We start from the raw sequence: 16,189 nt of genomic DNA, 5'->3' as shown, positions 1-16,189 counted from the left end.
GGTTCCCTGTTTTTGTCACCCTAAAATGAACTGAAGGATTATCCCGGCACACCCAATAAGAATTCCAATCCCTGCCAAAGGAAGAGTATAATTTCTGATAACCCCCCATGTTTCGTCTCCGGTAAACCGCCGTACAAGCCAGAAATAGGGATCACTGACAAACGAGACCATACAGGAACCACCTGCTATCATCAGGATAAGAGCAGCCGGATAGATACCCGGATACCCTGCAGCATGAAGAATCTGGGCCGTTGTTGCGGCAGATACAACCCGTGAACCAGATGCTGCCTGAAGAGCTGCTGCCAGGATAAATGGCAGAATAATTACCGGGATACTCCCTGAAATCAGGGTGTAAATATCAGCCGGAAATGAACCTGCTGCAATTACTGCACCAAATGCCCCCGCACCACAAAGGTCAAACATAATAAGACCAGCATATTTTGTCCCCTCATGCATTCCAATTTCCCTGGCTTCCTTTCCAACGGTGATCATGGCGACAAGAAGTCCGGCAAACAGTGCTACTGAAATTATGGAAAGGAATGATACCGCTGGAATTATCAGTCCGATGCCGACAAGGATAAAGGGAGAAATAATTGGAGCCCAGGCTTTCAATCGTGGATGTCCGGATGGGCATGGTTTTTCCTGAGGAAGTATGGTGCCAGTTACTCGTGCATAAATAAGAAGCAGAACCAGGAGCAGGCCTGCGAGCGGGACCAGGATGGTGTTGAGTGCCCAGGGATCATGAAGATTTGAGAAAAGGGTTGTGACAACCGGAACAACTGCCGGTGAAGGATATATCAGCACAAATGAGATGATGGATCCTATTGCCGCAACATAGAGATATGGTGCTTTTCCTTCTTTTCCAACGGTCCGTTCAATAATCGGAGCAATCAAAACAAATGCAGTATTACAGCACATCAACGGAAGTGATAGGATAAATCCTCCAATTCCTGCGGTATCAACCGGATTTTTCACCACACAGGAGATATCGTATACAATGGTGTCAATATGTCCGGATCGTCTCAGCATATGGGCTATGCAGACACCACAAAACACCATAATCCCAAGGATTTGAAAAATTTTTGCCGCACCTGTTCCGATTACCTGAAGAAGAATGGACGGATCATTTCCTTCAAGAATACCATATAGAAATGACGCTGATATGAGCGTAACAAAGGGAGATATCCGAAACTTGACCGTAAGAACCAGTATAAAAATGAGAGATCCAATGAAAAGAAGTGGTGTAATCATGATATACCAAAAAAATACCTGAAATGTTTCTAATTTATGTTCGTGATTTTAACCGGTACATCCCTTTTGGGATACATATTTCAAATCTGGCACCTTTTTCGTATTCACCATTTTCACAAATGGTAATATCGGTAATAGAGAGGATCTCCCTGACCAGAAAGAGACCAATACCTCCGATAAGACCTGTTCCTCGATCAAAAATCTTCTCTTTTCTCCGTTCCTCGATCCCGATCCCGTTATCTTCGAGAACAAGCGATATCCCATTTTCATTTTCAGTATATGTGAACCTGTATAGGTTTGCATGTCTGCCATGTTTGAGGATATTTTCCAAAAGATAGAGAAATGCATCTTCAAGTAATGGATCTGCAAAGATCTCAAGCCGTTCCAGAGAGATCTCCCGCTCATATTCAGAAAAGTCAAGGTGTGAAAGTGCAAAAATATAAACCTCCAATACTCCCTGCCATTTTGGGGGGTGAATCCCCATATTCTGATATTGTTTTGCGATGTGGAGCACTCGCTCTATCTTTTGCATCTGTAGGAGAGATTTATCCAGGTAATCTGATGCAGGCTCCTCTGACACAACCTCTTTTGTCAAAGTCAGGTACCCGCTCAATGAGAAAAGGGCACTTTGAATATCCTGAAAGGTAAGAGTATTTAAAAGATTGAGTTTTTTCCGTGCCAAATCCAGAGCTGACTGAATAATTCGGAGTTCCTCATAATTTTCGCGGAGTTCTTCTTCTTTTTGTTGAATTTCTTCAATCGCATCAAGAAGTTCTCCATTTGTCTGTTCAAGTTCATGCAGTCGTTGCTGAAGTTCAGGATAATAACTTTTCCGGATAGAGGACTCGCCTAATCCAATGATCTTCATCCGCTGGTCTTCCCAGTCGGGTGATTCCTCAGAGGGCTCCTTCATATATTTGTTCCAGTTCTGTAACAGTCAGTCTTCGTGGATTTGTCGCAAGGCATGGATCCCGCATTGCAGATTTTGCGAGAGCAGGAATGTGTTCTTTGGTAACTCCCAGATCACCAAGTCGTTCTGTTATTCCGAGCTCATTCCTGAGTGTTTGAAGAGCAGATAATAACTTCTGTTTAATTCCCTGTGTGTCATGTGATTGGCAATCTACATTCATAGCCTCTGCAACTGCTTCGTACCGGTCTGGACATACAGAAAAATTGTAGTCAATCACCGATTCCAGAAGGAGTGCATTGCATTCACCATGAGGGAGATCAGAGAGTCCTCCAAGACTATGAGCCATCGCATGAACTGCACCAAGACTTGCATTTGAAAAAGCCAGACCGGCAAGCAGGCTTCCAAGCATGGTCTTATACCGGTACCCGATATGATCCGGATTATGGAACGCGAGGGGGAGATACGAACTTAAGAGACGGATCGATTCAAGAGCCTGGATGTCTGTAATCGGGGATGAGGCATTTGATACATATGCTTCGATACTATGAACAATTGCATCCATCCCGGTATGTGCGGTCAATTCTTTACTCAATGATGTCAGGGGAACCGGGTCACTTAAAGAAATGTCTGGCACAATTTTCTTACTGACAATTGCAATCTTAACTTTTCTGCTGGTGTCGGTAATAATTGCAAATTGTGAGACATCGGCTGCTGATCCGGCTGTTGTAGGAATACAGATTAGGGGGGGAGCCGGAATCCTGACATTGTCAATGCCTTCAAATTCCAGAATATGTTGATCATTTGAGACCACAATCCCTATACCTTTCGCACAGTCCATAGGGCTTCCCCCACCGACTGCAACAACAGCGTCACATCCTGCAGATTTGTACTGCTCAGCACCGGTCATGACCTCATGATCGCGGGGATTTGGAGAGACTTCTGAAAAAAGGGTATGCCGGATCCCCTCGGACTCAAGACTATCAATAACATCCTGAACCCATCCGGCTTTGATGATATTCGGACCGGTTACCAGAAACACATGACTGGCACCAAGGTTTTTTGCATATCTTCCTGCTAATTGCCGGGCATCCACACCGATTATGAATTCAGGAGCTACAAATTTTCTCAGCTCGAACGTTGTCTCAGTCATGGTCTTCCCCCTTTTTCTTATTAGCATTACTCCACATGCTTGTATTTATGTATTGAGATATGGATGCCGGTTTTTTAGTCCCTTCCAATCCCAAATATTTTTGCTCTGAAGGGAAGCTCAAAAATTAGCACAATAATCCATATCCCTATATATGATTTCATCGCTTAAACTCTGTGTATGTCTTTGTCTGTTCTGTGCCTGATCTACGTACAGATTTGGAACGATATTATATCTCTGTTTTAAAAAAATGAACCAGGGAGAATGGTATGGTTTTTGAGCTGGAACGTCTTGTTGAGCTCTGTGATGGTGTAGCAGTTATATCCCTGATTGCGTACTTCCTAACCAGGAGCAGGTATGCGGGAGTTTTTCTCTCTAAATCATTTTCTCCATTCTCAGTTCTGTTTATGGCCCTCATAGGCGGATTTTTTTATGCATATGGGATCCTGACTGGCGTTGAGATAGGGCCATATTTTATCAGCATCCAGATTCTTGGTCCGGTTATTGCTGGATTAATTGCTGGAATTCCCGGAGGATTTCTGGCAGGATGCCTTGGTCTCCTGATTCAGGTTGCAATAGGACATCCAGTTGAGCCGTCTGGTTGTCTGGTAACCCTTCTGTGTGGAGTCATTGGAGGGGTGTTCCGGTTGTTAAATAAAAATGAGCTGATCCGAATCCCTCATGTTTGTATCCTAGGATTTTTTATCGGCCTCCTTCAGTTTGGCATTGGGGATAATGGAATCAGGGCTGATATTCTTGATCCTGGTGAGATGATAGAAGGGATTCTTGATATCTTTCTCCCGACAATTGCAGGGCTTGTAATCTTTGTCTTCATTGTAAATAACCTGCGAATTGAAGCAGAAAATACCAGAAAGTCTTACCAGATTGAAGGTGAACTGCAGGCAGCGAGACAGATACAACTCGGTTCGCTTCCTCAGAAGACTCATGAGCAGAACACTCTCAAACTTTCTGCATCGTTGATTCCTGCTTCCTATGTCGGCGGTGATCTCTACGACTACCTTGAACTTGATGATAATAGCCTGTATTTTGCACTGGGTGATGTATCCGGAAAAGGTGTTCCTGCAGCACTTTTGATGTCCTCAACAAGGATGCTTCTCAGATCGAAAATCCGGGAGACCCGTGATCCCTGTGCTCTGGTCAGTGAAGTAAATCGTTCATTTCTTGAAGATGGTGATTGTAAACAGTTTATTACGCTGATTGTTGGTATCATCAGACCTAATGGAGTGGTTACCTATTGTAATGCCGGCCATCCTGCCCCCTTCCATATTTCTCAGTCTGGTTCTGGTGCATATCAGGAGGAATCAGATGGGAACCTGCCAGCAGGAGTACTGGAAGAAGAGAAGTTTTTGTGCCATATGATCTCTTTAAACCCTGGTGATATTCTTATGGTTGTCAGTGACGGAGTGACTGAAGCAGAACATGGTGAGGAATTTTTCGGGGTAAAAAGGACCATAGAAGTATTAAACCAAAACACATTCAAAGGTCCGGATGAGATCGTTTCACTTCTAAACACTGAAGTAAAAGCCTGGACTGGTGATCAGCCCATGAGTGATGACTGCACCATCCTCGCTATCGGGTATTACCCGAAGAAATAAACGATAGATGCCTTGTGAATATTTTTCTGAATACTTGGGTATCATAAGGATCAGAATACTCATGCATGTGAACTACCAATGAGTACTGAAAAACATGAAAGAACAGTATGGCATACCCCCGAAAATACCCCGGACGATGAGCACCCAGCACCCGGACAATGTCCATACTCCATTTTTTACTGAAAATATTGAATTAACCGGTGAAGATGAGGTAAAAGAAGCATACTATGTGTACTCTCATTTAGGGTGCACGGAGCAGATGTGGGACTGTGAAGGAAAGGAGGTTGATAATTATGTGGTAAAAAAACTCCTCTCCAGGTATGGGGATTATTTTAAGGACCGCCACCTCGGGTGTGACCTCTTTTTAACCCTTCGTGTACCAAATCCGGAGATCGAACGAACTGAAGCGAAGATCCTCCTTGAAACACTAGGATCTATCCCCCGTTCATATGATGTTGCCCACCACTTTTACGGAGATACCCTTGCACCCATCTTCGAAGTCATCCTTCCGATGACGACTTCATTTGCATCAATTGATAATATCTACCAATATTACTGTGATTTTGTCATCGGCCAGCAACATAAAAGACTTGGTGGCCGGGATCTTACCATTGCTGACTGGATTGGTTCATTCCATCCAGATAAGATACGGGTTATTCCGCTTTTTGAGGACAAAGACGGAATTCTTGGTGCTGATACGATTCTGCGGCGATATTTCCAGGATAAAGAACTTGATTACCAGCGTGTCTTTTTTGCACGGTCCGATCCTGCGGTAAACTATGGACAGATCGGGGCAGTGCTCCTGAACAAGATAGGGCTCTGGCGTCTTCATCTTCTCTCTGAAGAGAGCGGGATTCCGATTTACCCCATTATAGGGGCAGGAACCGCTCCGTTCAGGGGGAACTTACGACCTGATACGGTCAGACGGGTAGCAGATGAGTATGCCGGGGCATATACATTTACGATTCAGTCTGCATTCAAATATGATGCACATCTTGATGAGGCAGTATCAGCTATCCGGTACCTTGAAGAGCGAGAGATAGCACCTGCCAGGGATATTGACGATACAATAGCAGTTTCATTGATTGAGCGGTACGCTGCCGGATACCAGAAACAGATCCAGGGACTTGCTCCGCTCATCAATCGGGTCGCATCATATATTCCAAGTAGAAGAAAACGAAAATTACATGTTGGTCTTTTTGGGTATTCACGAAACATGGGAGCGGTATCATTACCCCGAGCCATTACCGTGACTGCAGCTTTGTATTCTATTGGAATTCCTCCGGAAATACTCGGACTGAATGTATTGACAGAAAAGGATCGCGATTTTGTCATGGATAACTACCGGTACATTACTGACGATCTTGCTGATGCTTGCAGATTCCTGAATCCAGATTCCACATATCTTCCGGCAGATGTGAAGAAAATCCTGCCTGACTGGGTTGACCTGGATCCTCATCCAGAACATATGGCACTTTCCGGTCAGATTGAGAAAGCAGTAACTGCATGCCAGATAGATAGTGTTCAGGACATGATCATCCGTGCAGGAGCAATTAGGAAATTCCTTGGGTGAGGGTTTTCATGAAATCATCACCGCTAAATACCAGAAGCACCCGTTTTATCTTGGTGCTGGCAGGTCTGCTTATTTTTTCCTGCATTCTTGCAACATCATTCCTGTTTGGAGAATCCATATTATCCTCTTTGTCTTCTCCTTCCGGATGTTCGGGAGTTTCAGAACACATTCCGGTATTTCCAGATCCTTCAGAAAAACTGAAAGAACTACAGGATCCGGATTTTACTCCGCGGCTTTTTGATGAAGCGGTAAAATATGAGCCATTACTCAACACACCCGGCACTCAGGTTCATATGGGGTTTTACTCTGCAAAAGGAAATCATGGAAGCCTGCTCCGGCTGATAGATTCCATAAATGATGGCAGTTACCAGAATGGTACACAAAACCGTGCGATTTGGGCCCAGGGTGTGGATGGATATTTCCCCTATCCCTCTTGGCAACAGATTATGAATGAACACTGGTATGAGCGCTCAAAGGCTGAAAATGGAACTGTTATGATCTTTGGAAAACCATACCAGGATCCCCATCCGGTTACATTTGAGCAGGCTGATGCGATATGGGCAGCATATTCGACCAGATTTGCAGAAATGGCAGAACTTATTTCAAAAGCAACTGGAAAGCCTGTAAAAGTATGGTGCTATGTGGAAGGTGCAAAACCAACCCGTATATTTTACAATTATGAATTTCAGGTATTGAAGAAATTGGAAGAAAAAGGAATCGTCGAAGTTTATTTTGCCAAAACACAACAATCTGAATGGGATAATCCTGCCGACTGGATGAACGGGACAGTCAATGTCCCCATCCATGCTCCATAGCCGACTAAACCAAACCCTGGCTGATTCATCAATCATTTGATAATTCAGTCTTTCCTGTTTTTCTTAATTTGAGAGAATCGTATCGTTTTTTCCATTGAATCCAAATAGATATGAATATCATATCTTACTTCAAGAATATCGATATCCATATGTGATCTCTGATATCAATACCGGGAGGAAGGGCGATGAAAACAATTGTGTATTATTTTACTGGCACTGGGAACTCTCTGTCTGTTGCGAAAAAGATCGCCGGTTCATTAGAAAACTGTGAGATGATTCCTATCTCTACCTTCAGGGATTCTACCGGATCTATTGTCCCTGATGCAGACCTGGTGGGAATTGTATGCCCGGTTTATTTTACCGGCCTTCCTGTAATGGTTGCAGAATTTGCCAAACGTTTGGATCTTTCAGGGATTGGGTACGTCTTCTCCGTTGTTACCAATGGAGGGGGAGGAGGACGCACTACACTTACTCAACTGGATGAACTTCTCAAACAAACAGGCCGGGGGCTTTCTGCCGGATATTCTCTTCGCATGCCAGGAAATTATATCCTGATGTATGAGCCGCCAACCGGAAAAAAACAAGATAAACTCTTGAAATCAGCAGATACAGAGATTCAGAAGATAATAGGTGATATTCGTCAGGGAAAAGTAAAGCCCGTATCCCGGTCATTAATATTATCATTTTTTCACTCTCTTTTCTATAACCGGTTTGTTTCTGATGTACACAATAAAGATCGGCTATTTACCGTCAGTGATACCTGCATTTCCTGTGGGATCTGTGTTTCTGTCTGCCCTGCAGCAAATATTGAACTTGTAGATAAAAAGCCGATCTGGAAGCATCATTGTGAACTCTGTTGCGGATGTATTCATATCTGCCCTGTACAAGCTATTCAGGCAGGAAAAAAGACACACGGACGGGCACGGTATCGTAATCCGGATGTATCGATACCAGAACTACAACATGAATTATCGGATACTTCATGAGTAAAAACGAATGAACTCCTATTTTTCAACTTTATTTCTTTTCATCGACTCTTTGACATATTTTAGCTACCCGGGCTTTTTTCTCTAGAAAAACCAGAAAGCATTTCATTCTTTCATTCGAACGCCTTTAGTCATGGATGTAAATCTTATCTCATCAATGTTTGAAGGATTGCCCCGGCAAGGTCCGGGTTTAGATGAAGCAACAGCATATGCTTTTTCTTTCCTCCCTCCTGATGCTAAACGGGGAAGGATTCTGGATATCGGATGTGGATCCGGTATGCAGGATCTAACACTTGCGAGGATTAGCCCTGACTCTCATATCACGGCAACTGATCTTCATCAGCCATTCCTGGATGATCTCACAAATCGGGCAAAAACAGCTGGGCTTGACCGGAACATTACAACCCGTCAGGCATCTATGGATAATCTGCCCTTTGATGAAGAAATCTTTGATATCGTCTGGGCAGAAGGTTCTGCTTTCATTATTGGCATATTGCCAGCCCTTCAGACGTGGAAGAAATTTATAAAACCACAAGGGTACATGATGATCTCTGACTGTACCTGGTATACCAATTCCCCTTCTGAAGAGTGTAAAAACTTCTTTAATGAAATATCTCCTGATATGCCATCGGTGCCGGAAGCAGAAGAGATGATTCGTTCAGAAGGGTATTCTCTTATTGGTTCATTCAGGCTTGCAGATACTGGATGGTGGAATCACTTTTATAAACCGTTAACTACCAGGCTTGGTATGCTAAAAGAGAAATTTACAGATAATAGTGATGCACAGTGCATTATCCAGGGTCTTGAAATGGAGATGGATATTCACAGGAAATATTCTCATGAGTATGGATATACCTACTTTATCATGAAGAAAAGTCCATTGACGTCATAAATAAGGAGGTAATAAAAAAATTCATCATTTTAATGAGGGATTCGCTTCTATCCGGTGTACATGCTGACCCAGGAGATAAAACATTATTATCACCAGCGGGACCAACAGATCCATCCAGAGAATAGGGCCGGCATTGTTGACTGCCATATTTCCAGTTGTGATTATCTGCCAGATATGGCCGATCCCGGCTCCGATCATGAATATGCTGTATGCAATGATTGTCGCAACCTGAAATGATCCTATCATCCTGAATGATAATAGTCCAAGAACTCCGATAGCCAGGTTTGCCAGCCCAACCTCCTGCTGAAAGGGATTTCCAACTGGCCATCCAATACTCTCCGCTACACGGTCTGCAAAAAAGGTATGCCCGATAAATGCCCAGATACCACCAAATCCGACTATTACGAGAAATATCCAGCTCAGAAGTATTTCAATCCGGCGGGATGTGGTAATTCCCCTATTTTCTTTCATCATCTGGGCAAAAGTGCCAACAATTGCTACAATTATAAAAATCAGTGGGGTAAAATCGGTAAGTGCCATAAAAAGAGATCGATGAGATAGGATATAAAAGATGAGGCAGAGAGCATACCCAAATAGAGGTAATGATGATGAAAAAATGGCATGAGTTTTTCAATTCTTATCCGGATATCTAACAAAAGTACATGTACCAGATTTCATGGTTTCTCCGGGAACCAGTGCGAGCAAAAACCGTTCAGCATGGTCTTCACATACCGCAGATACACAGCATCCAAGAAACTGCATACCTATAGCGGGTTTGCCACAGACACAACATGTCATGTTGTCGGTCATTATCATCCTGTAAAATGATTTTTTTGTCTTATTCCTTTTCTGGTAACAATCGGAGAGCAGATGCAAGGATTTTTGTCTTTCCTATTAAGGCCGCAATCATGATAGTGTCAAATATCTCATCGCGGGTTGCTCCTTCCTTTTGTGCAGTATTGATGTGAACTTTCAAACAATTTTCTGCACCGGCTCCTGCCGCAGCTGCAATAGCAACGAGTTCAGCTATCTTTGGAGAAAGATGGTTCGGTCTTCCGGTTTTACAATCGGCAAGGGTTGATAGAACAAATGTATCGGTTCTCTCTTGCATGACCGAAAAAATAAACGGGGTAACCCCAAGCATCTTTTCAACTTCAAGCATGATATCATCACTTAATTCCTCACTATGCTCTAAAAAATCCGAAATGATCTGTTGATTCTGTTCCTGCATGGTACCTGATTGGGGTATAAAACAATAAAACTGCCTTATTACTTTTATCAACCTCATGTTATGGAAGAATCAAAGGAAAATTTGTGAAACATATAATTTTTCAAAACTTTTGGGTTTTAATCGGAGTTTTTCTTGTTAGTAAATACGGGAAATACTTTCAAAGATGCTTTCATTATAAATTCCTCTCCCAAAAATCCGCCTTCATTCTCCTTTTCACCCACCCTCGGGCGGGACTTGCCAGAAATGGGACAATAAATAAAGCAGCGATCCCAGATACCCCACACCACCATTCAGGAACATCGGGATAGTTTGTGATACGAAGACCAATATAAAAAAGGAAGATAATAAACGAGAAAAATGAAACCGCTGTATATTGTAGTAACCGGTTATTCGGGATTACAATAGCCAGGTATGTAGGAAGTAACTGGGTAATTATGTAATAAAGAGCGATAATCCCAAGGATTGTTCCAGTGATAAAGATCCACCAGGGTGAGATACCAAGACCATGAGTGATATTCCCAAAATCGTCATGAGCCTGGAATGACCGGGTATACACATATTCAAACACCATTGAAAAGGTTACGATACAGGTCCAGAAGATGCAATGAAATATTCGGGGATGGTTTTTCATTGCTTTTATCGATAAAATCCAGGCGGTAATAATAAAGAGCAATATGTTGGAGAATGGCCCTGCACATGCAATGGTTGCTGCCAATGTACCTTTTCCAGTTGCAAACAGGCTTGTATAATCTACATTTTCATCCCAATGTGATCCAATCCAACTTCCATAGACGATATCAAGAGGATCCTGTTTTGCCCCAAGCAACACAGCAAGAAGACTATGGGAGAGTTCATGCATCAGGAGAACCACTAGATAAACAACTACAAAGGTACCTGTAAGAAGTGCCAGATATGAGATTAAATCCCAGTATCTCCGTCTTTTCTGTATTTTCAGGCCATTTTCTTTCTTAACCCTGTATCGCCGGTTTCCTGTATCTTCATCGCCAGATTTGGAACGCTCAACTCTTCGGTCAATTGCTGGAAGAATACATGCAGAATACACCACGAAGATCCCCAGTATCACACAGAGAACACGTGATGTCTCCAGGACTTCCATCGTGATGGCAAAGAGCAGAAAAAGACCAATTGCCACAAGGAAAAAGGTTATCGATCCCAGGATTATCTTCGGTATAGAGCCAGACATACAATCAACTACACATAATCGATGTTCTTATGCTGAAACGGCTGAACAGACCATCATTATATCTTTCAATTATTTGTCGGACATTCCAAAAACAATTATTGTCCATCCACACTATTAAATTTCTGTAACTGAAATAAGATGTCATCTACATCCCGCTCCAGGTCACTTGTCTGATGGCTTATGATCCCGTTTCTTCATCCAAATGCTAAAAAAATTTCTCTACGTCAGGTGATAATACTCCTAGTTATCCTGAGTGTTATACTGCTCTGTTGCTGTCCGTTTGCTACAGCCCGAGAGGTCAGGATTGCCCAGACTGAGCTGAAACCTACCCTTTTCACCGATGAACAAGGAAATCCGGCTGGATTTATAGTCGACCTGATCGAAGACCTGGCAAAAAAAGAGGGCTATGATGTCATCTGGATCAGGGGGACGCTCTCTGAGAGCTGGGATAGACTTTCCAGTGGTGAAATTGATCTCATACCTGCCGTGACGGTCACATCAGAGCGGTTGAAAATGTACGACTTCACAAATGAGTCGGTTATGTCTATCTGGTCCCAGGTCTATGCACGCCCTGATTCTGGCATTAATACCATCCTTGATCTTGAAGGAAAACATGTTGCATTTGTCAAAGGTGCATCCAGTGGGATCGGATTGAAAGAATATGCAACAAAATTCGGTATCACTGCTACATATCTAGAGAAAGGTACGCCTGCTGAAGTTCTTACTGCAGTCTCAAAAGGAGAAGCGGACGCTCTGGTAGTGTATAATTCTGCAGGTCAGGAAGAGATGAAAGAACATGGGCTTACTGCCACTCCGGTGATGTTTAATCCGGCAAATTTTGGATTTGCAACCTTGAAAGGGAAGAATCCTGACCTCCTCAAGGAGATAGATCGGTATATTGCAGCAGGGAAGAAAGATCCCTCATCCACCTACAGTATGTCAATGCGGAGGTGGTATAGTATAACAGCCGAAGAGATAATTCCTGCTTTTCTATGGTGGGTTCTTGAAGGAGTTGCAGGTCTTGCTTCTCTCTTTCTGATCATGAGTTATCTTCTTCGGCGTGAGGTCAGACGGAAAACTGCTGAACTTGCAAAGCAGAACGAGGAACTGGTTCGGAAAAATGAGGAGTTAGGAGCTGCATATGACCAGCTTACTGCGATGGATGAAGAGCTGAGGCAAAACTATAATGAACTGAGAAAAAGTGAAAGTGCACTGATTCAGGCTCGGGAAAAATTAAATCTCCTCAACAAACTCACAAGCCAGGAAATTAAGAATGCATTCTTCAAGTTGGCAGGATATATCCAGATATCAAAAGAATCTGAATCCTTTGATGAAGCAAAGGGATACTTTGAGAAAGAGGAGATTATCATGCAATCCGTTCAGGAAAGCCTCGCCTTCTCAGAGAAATATCAGACACTCGGGATCAACCAGCCTCGATGGCAGAATGTAGTGTTTGTTCTTCTGAATGCCATCTCCCACCTTGACCTTTCCTCTCTCAACCGGACGATAGATCTGCCTGATATCGAGATATTCGCTGATCCTCTGCTTGAAGATGCATTTTTGGCTCTCATGGATTTAATTGCCAGACAGGGAGAGGTTACCAGCATAGGACTGAAGTGTCGAAAAAATCCGGAGAGCCTTACTCTCATTATTGAGTCTGATGGTCAGGGAATACCAGCAGAAGAGAAAGAGAAGATTTTCAAATGGGAGTTTCTTGGCAAAAGTGGAACCAGTCTCTTTCTTGCCCGCGAGATCCTCTCCATAACAGAAATATCCCTGCATGAGACCGGAGAAGCAGACAAAGGTATCTGTTTTGAAATTACTATACCAAAAAGTGAGTATCGCATCGTGGCTCAAAAAAATGAGCGGCTGGATAGTTATCCCAGTAACTCATCTGGGTAGTAATCTGCCAGTCTAATTCTCAAAAAGCGGGGATAATTCGACCTTTTGCCAGTCTTTGTCCATGACATTCATCCAGAGTGTCTGGTTCTGTGGTTCGTAGACGATCTGGTGATTGCTCGAGTATTTCCCACCACCCAGTTCAGAGTGGCAAAACTTTGAGCCCCCATTTTCGATACAGACATCCCGTATCTCCATCATCTTCTCTGCATCAATCATTCCTTTTGCTTCTTCTGCCTGCCGAAGGAGATTATTGTACCGGGAAAGCGAATGTTCAGGAGGGTCTGGTAGGTTCCAGGAGGGATCAACGAAACGGTTCGCAGCAGCGATAACCTCGTCACCAGTTCTCTTTACCGTCCGGTCGGTTGATTTCTCAAGCACAAAAGCCTCATCAGGTCCTGCGACATCAACAATCCAGCCGACATCCGGGGCAGTGCCGTTGATTGCAGCCTCGAGTGCGTTCAGATCAGAATAGTCGAACATGAACCTATAGTATTCGGTGATAAATTCCGGACGAATTTCTGGTGCATTATCTTCCCGCCCACAGTTGTCATCAGCAATAAAGAGGCCTTTGTTGTTCATGAAGGTCTCTGGCCGAGCTCCCGCTGGACTCCAGGTAGCAACACTATTACTTCCATCCGTCGGACGGAATATGGTAAGAACATACCATTCTGTGAGTGGCATTATCGTATCGACCAGATCCCAGTTCCGGGAGACCACCGGAGAGCCGCTTTTTGTATAATTCCCCCAGGCAGCCAGGTAAGAACAGGACGCAGGGACTGGTTCTGAGTTACTTGAGGCTAATAACAGGAAAATTGGCCCGTAATAGAGGAATGCGATATCATCATAGGTACGTCCTGTCGTCTCAGACATACCAGTAAAGATCTCTTTTATCCTCTCCGGGTAATAAGCATGAACCTCTCTGGCAGATTTCATGATCTCTTCCTTTGTTATTCCCTGACTGGTTACTGTGTTTATAAGGTATGAATATTCATCGTTCAGTTCAGTTTTCATAAGACCACCATACTGACGACCCATCTCATGATAGGATCCGGAAAGGACAATGACCGGATAGATTCCAGCCTGGTACCGCTGACCACCCTCAAATGTGGCAATAAGGGGAAGATTGGTAATCGGTGTTTCGACAGTGGTTTGCTGCTGCGGTAAAGAAAAGACGGAAGCAGGAATTATGAGTATACTGAGCAGCAGAAAAAAGAGAAGAACTTTCATAATGGTATCAATTATTTTTTAGATATATAAAGAGGTGTATCATTGAGGACGGTCAGAAATCCTAAATAAATCAATATTTTTTAATATTGTTCTTATATTTCATTTTAAATAAAAAGCGATTCAAAATTTAGCAATTTTAACAGACTTGGTGATCAGCCAATAATTTAAGTAGATTCCTGTCAATAAGAGATATATGCTCCGAATTTTTGATAATATTTCTCGCTTACTCTTTTTTTCTATGGTTTTGATAGTGTTCATGATGCCCAGTGTTTATGGGCTCAGCACTGAGCCCACGGTTATCATAACAGGATATAAAATATCTCCAGATGTGATCCTCCCGAATGAGGTGGGAACAATTGAGGTCACCATAGCAAATACTGCGATGCAGGCATCTAAGACGGCAACAGAATCGGTGGGATCAGATGAGGATCCTTTTGCCCAATCCATAACTGTTCCAGTCAACGCCTTTATTGAGTCTGCAACTCTAAAAACCACTGATTTTACGGTATTATCCGGATGGTACCAGGACATCGGCGAGATCGGTCCTGGGCAGTCGACAACCCTGACATTTCTTGTTCAGGCACCTGGTCGTGAAGGTCTCTTTTTCCCTGAAGTCTGGATTCGGGTCAGAGGGGCGGAGAGTGTAAAGTATCCGATCCCGGTCAATGTCAATACCCGGCATACGCTCATCAAGCAGCCATCCATCCGTCTCTCACGGTCTATACCTGGAAACATCACACCGGGAAGTTTTTTTGATGTGACTCTTGAACTCCAAAATGAGGGCCTTGCATCGGCTCATGATATCATCGTCGAGATAATAACCCCCAATACTTCACTATCTTCACAAAGTCCTGAACGACAGTTTATCCGGGAGTTGAAATCCGGAGATATTAAAACAGTAACGCTTTCATTCCAATCAGATAATGACATTCCTATAGGAATCAGGCAGATTCCGGTTCGCATCTCATATCTGAATGCAGACGGAACAAGGCTTATTCAGAACGAACAGGTGGGTATACTCATTCAGGGGATGGGCGAACTGGGAATTGCAAAACAGATTCTTGATCCTGAACAGGTTTACCTTGGTGATATGTTTAGTCTGGTGTGTAGAATTGAGAACACCGGAACAGATAAGGCAAAATCAGTCCGGGCAACACTTGATATTCCGTTTGATGGAACAAAAGAGGCGTTTGTCGGAACAATCGGACCGGATAACGATGCACCTGCAGTCTTCACCCTGAAGGCGACACAGGCAGGAGACATTCCTTTTCATCTGACCATCAGGTACAAAGATGATTTTGGTCTTCATGAAGAGGTTATTCCACTCCATGTCTTTGTGGGTGAACAGAATGGTTCGGGGATGATAATCATTCTGGTACTGGTTCTTTTGGCCGGAGCAGGATTCCTCTACTGGAGACGACAGCGTCAGCCCTGA

General features: G+C 43.4%; 15 protein-coding genes. 7 read left to right on the top strand and 8 right to left on the bottom strand.

What is annotated here, in order from left to right; translation table 11 throughout:
• Positions 1-15 precede the first annotated feature (15 nt).
• Genes KSK55_RS05510 through ercA form a run of 3 tightly spaced genes read right to left on the bottom strand, consistent with a single transcriptional unit; the run spans position 16 to position 3,311 of the window.
• Complete coding sequence (locus tag KSK55_RS05510; RefSeq protein ID WP_218608511.1) at positions 16-1,251, bottom strand: GntP family permease; 1,236 nt, start codon at positions 1,249-1,251, stop codon at positions 16-18.
• Positions 1,252-1,285: 34 nt separating this feature from the next.
• Positions 1,286-2,164, bottom strand: coding sequence for an ATP-binding protein (locus tag KSK55_RS05505; RefSeq protein ID WP_218608510.1), 879 nt, complete (start codon positions 2,162-2,164; stop codon positions 1,286-1,288).
• Positions 2,148-3,311 carry an alcohol dehydrogenase-like regulatory protein ErcA gene (gene ercA / locus KSK55_RS05500; RefSeq protein ID WP_218608509.1) on the bottom strand — a complete coding sequence of 388 codons (1,164 nt, stop codon included), beginning with the start codon at positions 3,309-3,311 and terminating at the stop codon, positions 2,148-2,150. The genes KSK55_RS05505 and ercA overlap by 17 nt, the downstream gene beginning before the upstream one ends.
• Before the next feature lie 266 nt (positions 3,312-3,577).
• On the opposite strand from ercA, the gene KSK55_RS05495 reads away from it, so the two are divergent.
• The 5 genes from KSK55_RS05495 to KSK55_RS05475 all read left to right on the top strand — a co-directional run bounded on the left by KSK55_RS05495 (position 3,578) and on the right by KSK55_RS05475 (position 9,190).
• On the top strand, positions 3,578-4,924 hold the full coding sequence (locus tag KSK55_RS05495) for a PP2C family protein-serine/threonine phosphatase (protein ID WP_218608508.1): 1,347 nt from the start codon (positions 3,578-3,580) through the stop codon (positions 4,922-4,924).
• A 94-nt stretch (positions 4,925-5,018) separates the two neighbouring features.
• Positions 5,019-6,497, top strand: a complete 1,479-nt coding sequence (gene ppcA / locus KSK55_RS05490; protein ID WP_218608507.1) for a phosphoenolpyruvate carboxylase — start codon at positions 5,019-5,021, stop codon at positions 6,495-6,497.
• Between the two features lie 8 nt (positions 6,498-6,505).
• Positions 6,506-7,312: a hypothetical protein gene (locus KSK55_RS05485; protein WP_218608506.1), complete on the top strand. Its 807-nt coding sequence runs from the start codon at positions 6,506-6,508 to the stop codon at positions 7,310-7,312.
• Positions 7,313-7,497: 185 nt separating this feature from the next.
• Complete coding sequence (locus KSK55_RS05480; RefSeq protein ID WP_218608505.1) at positions 7,498-8,298, top strand: EFR1 family ferrodoxin; 801 nt, start codon at positions 7,498-7,500, stop codon at positions 8,296-8,298.
• Between the two features lie 133 nt (positions 8,299-8,431).
• Entirely contained in the window at positions 8,432-9,190 is a 759-nt protein-coding gene (locus KSK55_RS05475) for a class I SAM-dependent methyltransferase (RefSeq protein ID WP_214419117.1), read from the top strand.
• A gap of 24 nt (positions 9,191-9,214) precedes the next feature.
• On the opposite strand, the gene KSK55_RS05470 is transcribed toward KSK55_RS05475, so the two are convergent.
• The 4 genes from KSK55_RS05470 to KSK55_RS05455 form a co-directional block, all read right to left on the bottom strand.
• On the bottom strand, positions 9,215-9,730 hold the full coding sequence (locus tag KSK55_RS05470) for a DUF6790 family protein (RefSeq protein WP_218608504.1): 516 nt from the start codon (positions 9,728-9,730) through the stop codon (positions 9,215-9,217).
• Positions 9,731-9,820: 90 nt separating this feature from the next.
• Positions 9,821-10,000, bottom strand: coding sequence for a hypothetical protein (locus KSK55_RS05465; protein ID WP_256664205.1), 180 nt, complete (start codon positions 9,998-10,000; stop codon positions 9,821-9,823).
• Between the two features lie 28 nt (positions 10,001-10,028).
• On the bottom strand, positions 10,029-10,421 hold the full coding sequence (locus KSK55_RS05460) for a carboxymuconolactone decarboxylase family protein (protein WP_214419114.1): 393 nt from the start codon (positions 10,419-10,421) through the stop codon (positions 10,029-10,031).
• A 172-nt stretch (positions 10,422-10,593) separates the two neighbouring features.
• Positions 10,594-11,625 carry a hypothetical protein gene (locus KSK55_RS05455; protein WP_218608502.1) on the bottom strand — a complete coding sequence of 344 codons (1,032 nt, stop codon included), beginning with the start codon at positions 11,623-11,625 and terminating at the stop codon, positions 10,594-10,596.
• A gap of 180 nt (positions 11,626-11,805) precedes the next feature.
• On the opposite strand from KSK55_RS05455, the gene KSK55_RS05450 reads away from it, so the two are divergent.
• Positions 11,806-13,527, top strand: coding sequence for a transporter substrate-binding domain-containing protein (locus tag KSK55_RS05450; protein WP_218608501.1), 1,722 nt, complete (start codon positions 11,806-11,808; stop codon positions 13,525-13,527).
• Between the two features lie 12 nt (positions 13,528-13,539).
• Here the strand turns inward: KSK55_RS05450 and KSK55_RS05445 are convergent, their stop codons facing one another.
• Complete coding sequence (locus tag KSK55_RS05445) at positions 13,540-14,754, bottom strand: C45 family autoproteolytic acyltransferase/hydolase (protein ID WP_256664204.1); 1,215 nt, start codon at positions 14,752-14,754, stop codon at positions 13,540-13,542.
• Between the two features lie 256 nt (positions 14,755-15,010).
• Between KSK55_RS05445 and KSK55_RS05440 the strand changes: the two genes are divergently transcribed.
• Entirely contained in the window at positions 15,011-16,189 is a 1,179-nt protein-coding gene (locus tag KSK55_RS05440; RefSeq protein WP_218608500.1) for a COG1361 S-layer family protein, read from the top strand.

The sequence above is a fragment of the Methanospirillum hungatei genome (assembly GCF_019263745.1).
Taxonomy (GTDB): domain Archaea; phylum Halobacteriota; class Methanomicrobia; order Methanomicrobiales; family Methanospirillaceae; genus Methanospirillum; species Methanospirillum purgamenti.
The sequence above is the reverse complement of the archived record's forward strand: the minus strand, read 5'-3'. Positions and strand labels throughout refer to the sequence as shown.

Excerpts from the sequence above, each read along its gene's own strand:
- KSK55_RS05510 (WP_218608511.1), bottom strand. The coding sequence starts at position 1,251 with ATGATTACACCACTTCTTTTCATTGGATCTCTCATTTTTATACTGGTT.
- KSK55_RS05505 (WP_218608510.1), bottom strand. The coding sequence starts at position 2,164 with ATGAAGGAGCCCTCTGAGGAATCACCCGACTGGGAAGACCAGCGGATG.
- ercA (WP_218608509.1), bottom strand. The coding sequence starts at position 3,311 with ATGACTGAGACAACGTTCGAGCTGAGAAAATTTGTAGCTCCTGAATTC.
- KSK55_RS05495 (WP_218608508.1), top strand. The coding sequence starts at position 3,578 with ATGGTTTTTGAGCTGGAACGTCTTGTTGAGCTCTGTGATGGTGTAGCA.
- ppcA (WP_218608507.1), top strand. The coding sequence starts at position 5,019 with ATGAAAGAACAGTATGGCATACCCCCGAAAATACCCCGGACGATGAGC.
- KSK55_RS05485 (WP_218608506.1), top strand. The coding sequence starts at position 6,506 with ATGAAATCATCACCGCTAAATACCAGAAGCACCCGTTTTATCTTGGTG.
- KSK55_RS05480 (WP_218608505.1), top strand. The coding sequence starts at position 7,498 with ATGAAAACAATTGTGTATTATTTTACTGGCACTGGGAACTCTCTGTCT.
- KSK55_RS05475 (WP_214419117.1), top strand. The coding sequence starts at position 8,432 with ATGGATGTAAATCTTATCTCATCAATGTTTGAAGGATTGCCCCGGCAA.
- KSK55_RS05470 (WP_218608504.1), bottom strand. The coding sequence starts at position 9,730 with ATGGCACTTACCGATTTTACCCCACTGATTTTTATAATTGTAGCAATT.
- KSK55_RS05465 (WP_256664205.1), bottom strand. The coding sequence starts at position 10,000 with ATGACCGACAACATGACATGTTGTGTCTGTGGCAAACCCGCTATAGGT.
- KSK55_RS05460 (WP_214419114.1), bottom strand. The coding sequence starts at position 10,421 with ATGCAGGAACAGAATCAACAGATCATTTCGGATTTTTTAGAGCATAGT.
- KSK55_RS05455 (WP_218608502.1), bottom strand. The coding sequence starts at position 11,625 with ATGTCTGGCTCTATACCGAAGATAATCCTGGGATCGATAACCTTTTTC.
- KSK55_RS05450 (WP_218608501.1), top strand. The coding sequence starts at position 11,806 with ATGATCCCGTTTCTTCATCCAAATGCTAAAAAAATTTCTCTACGTCAG.
- KSK55_RS05445 (WP_256664204.1), bottom strand. The coding sequence starts at position 14,754 with ATGAAAGTTCTTCTCTTTTTTCTGCTGCTCAGTATACTCATAATTCCT.
- KSK55_RS05440 (WP_218608500.1), top strand. The coding sequence starts at position 15,011 with ATGATGCCCAGTGTTTATGGGCTCAGCACTGAGCCCACGGTTATCATA.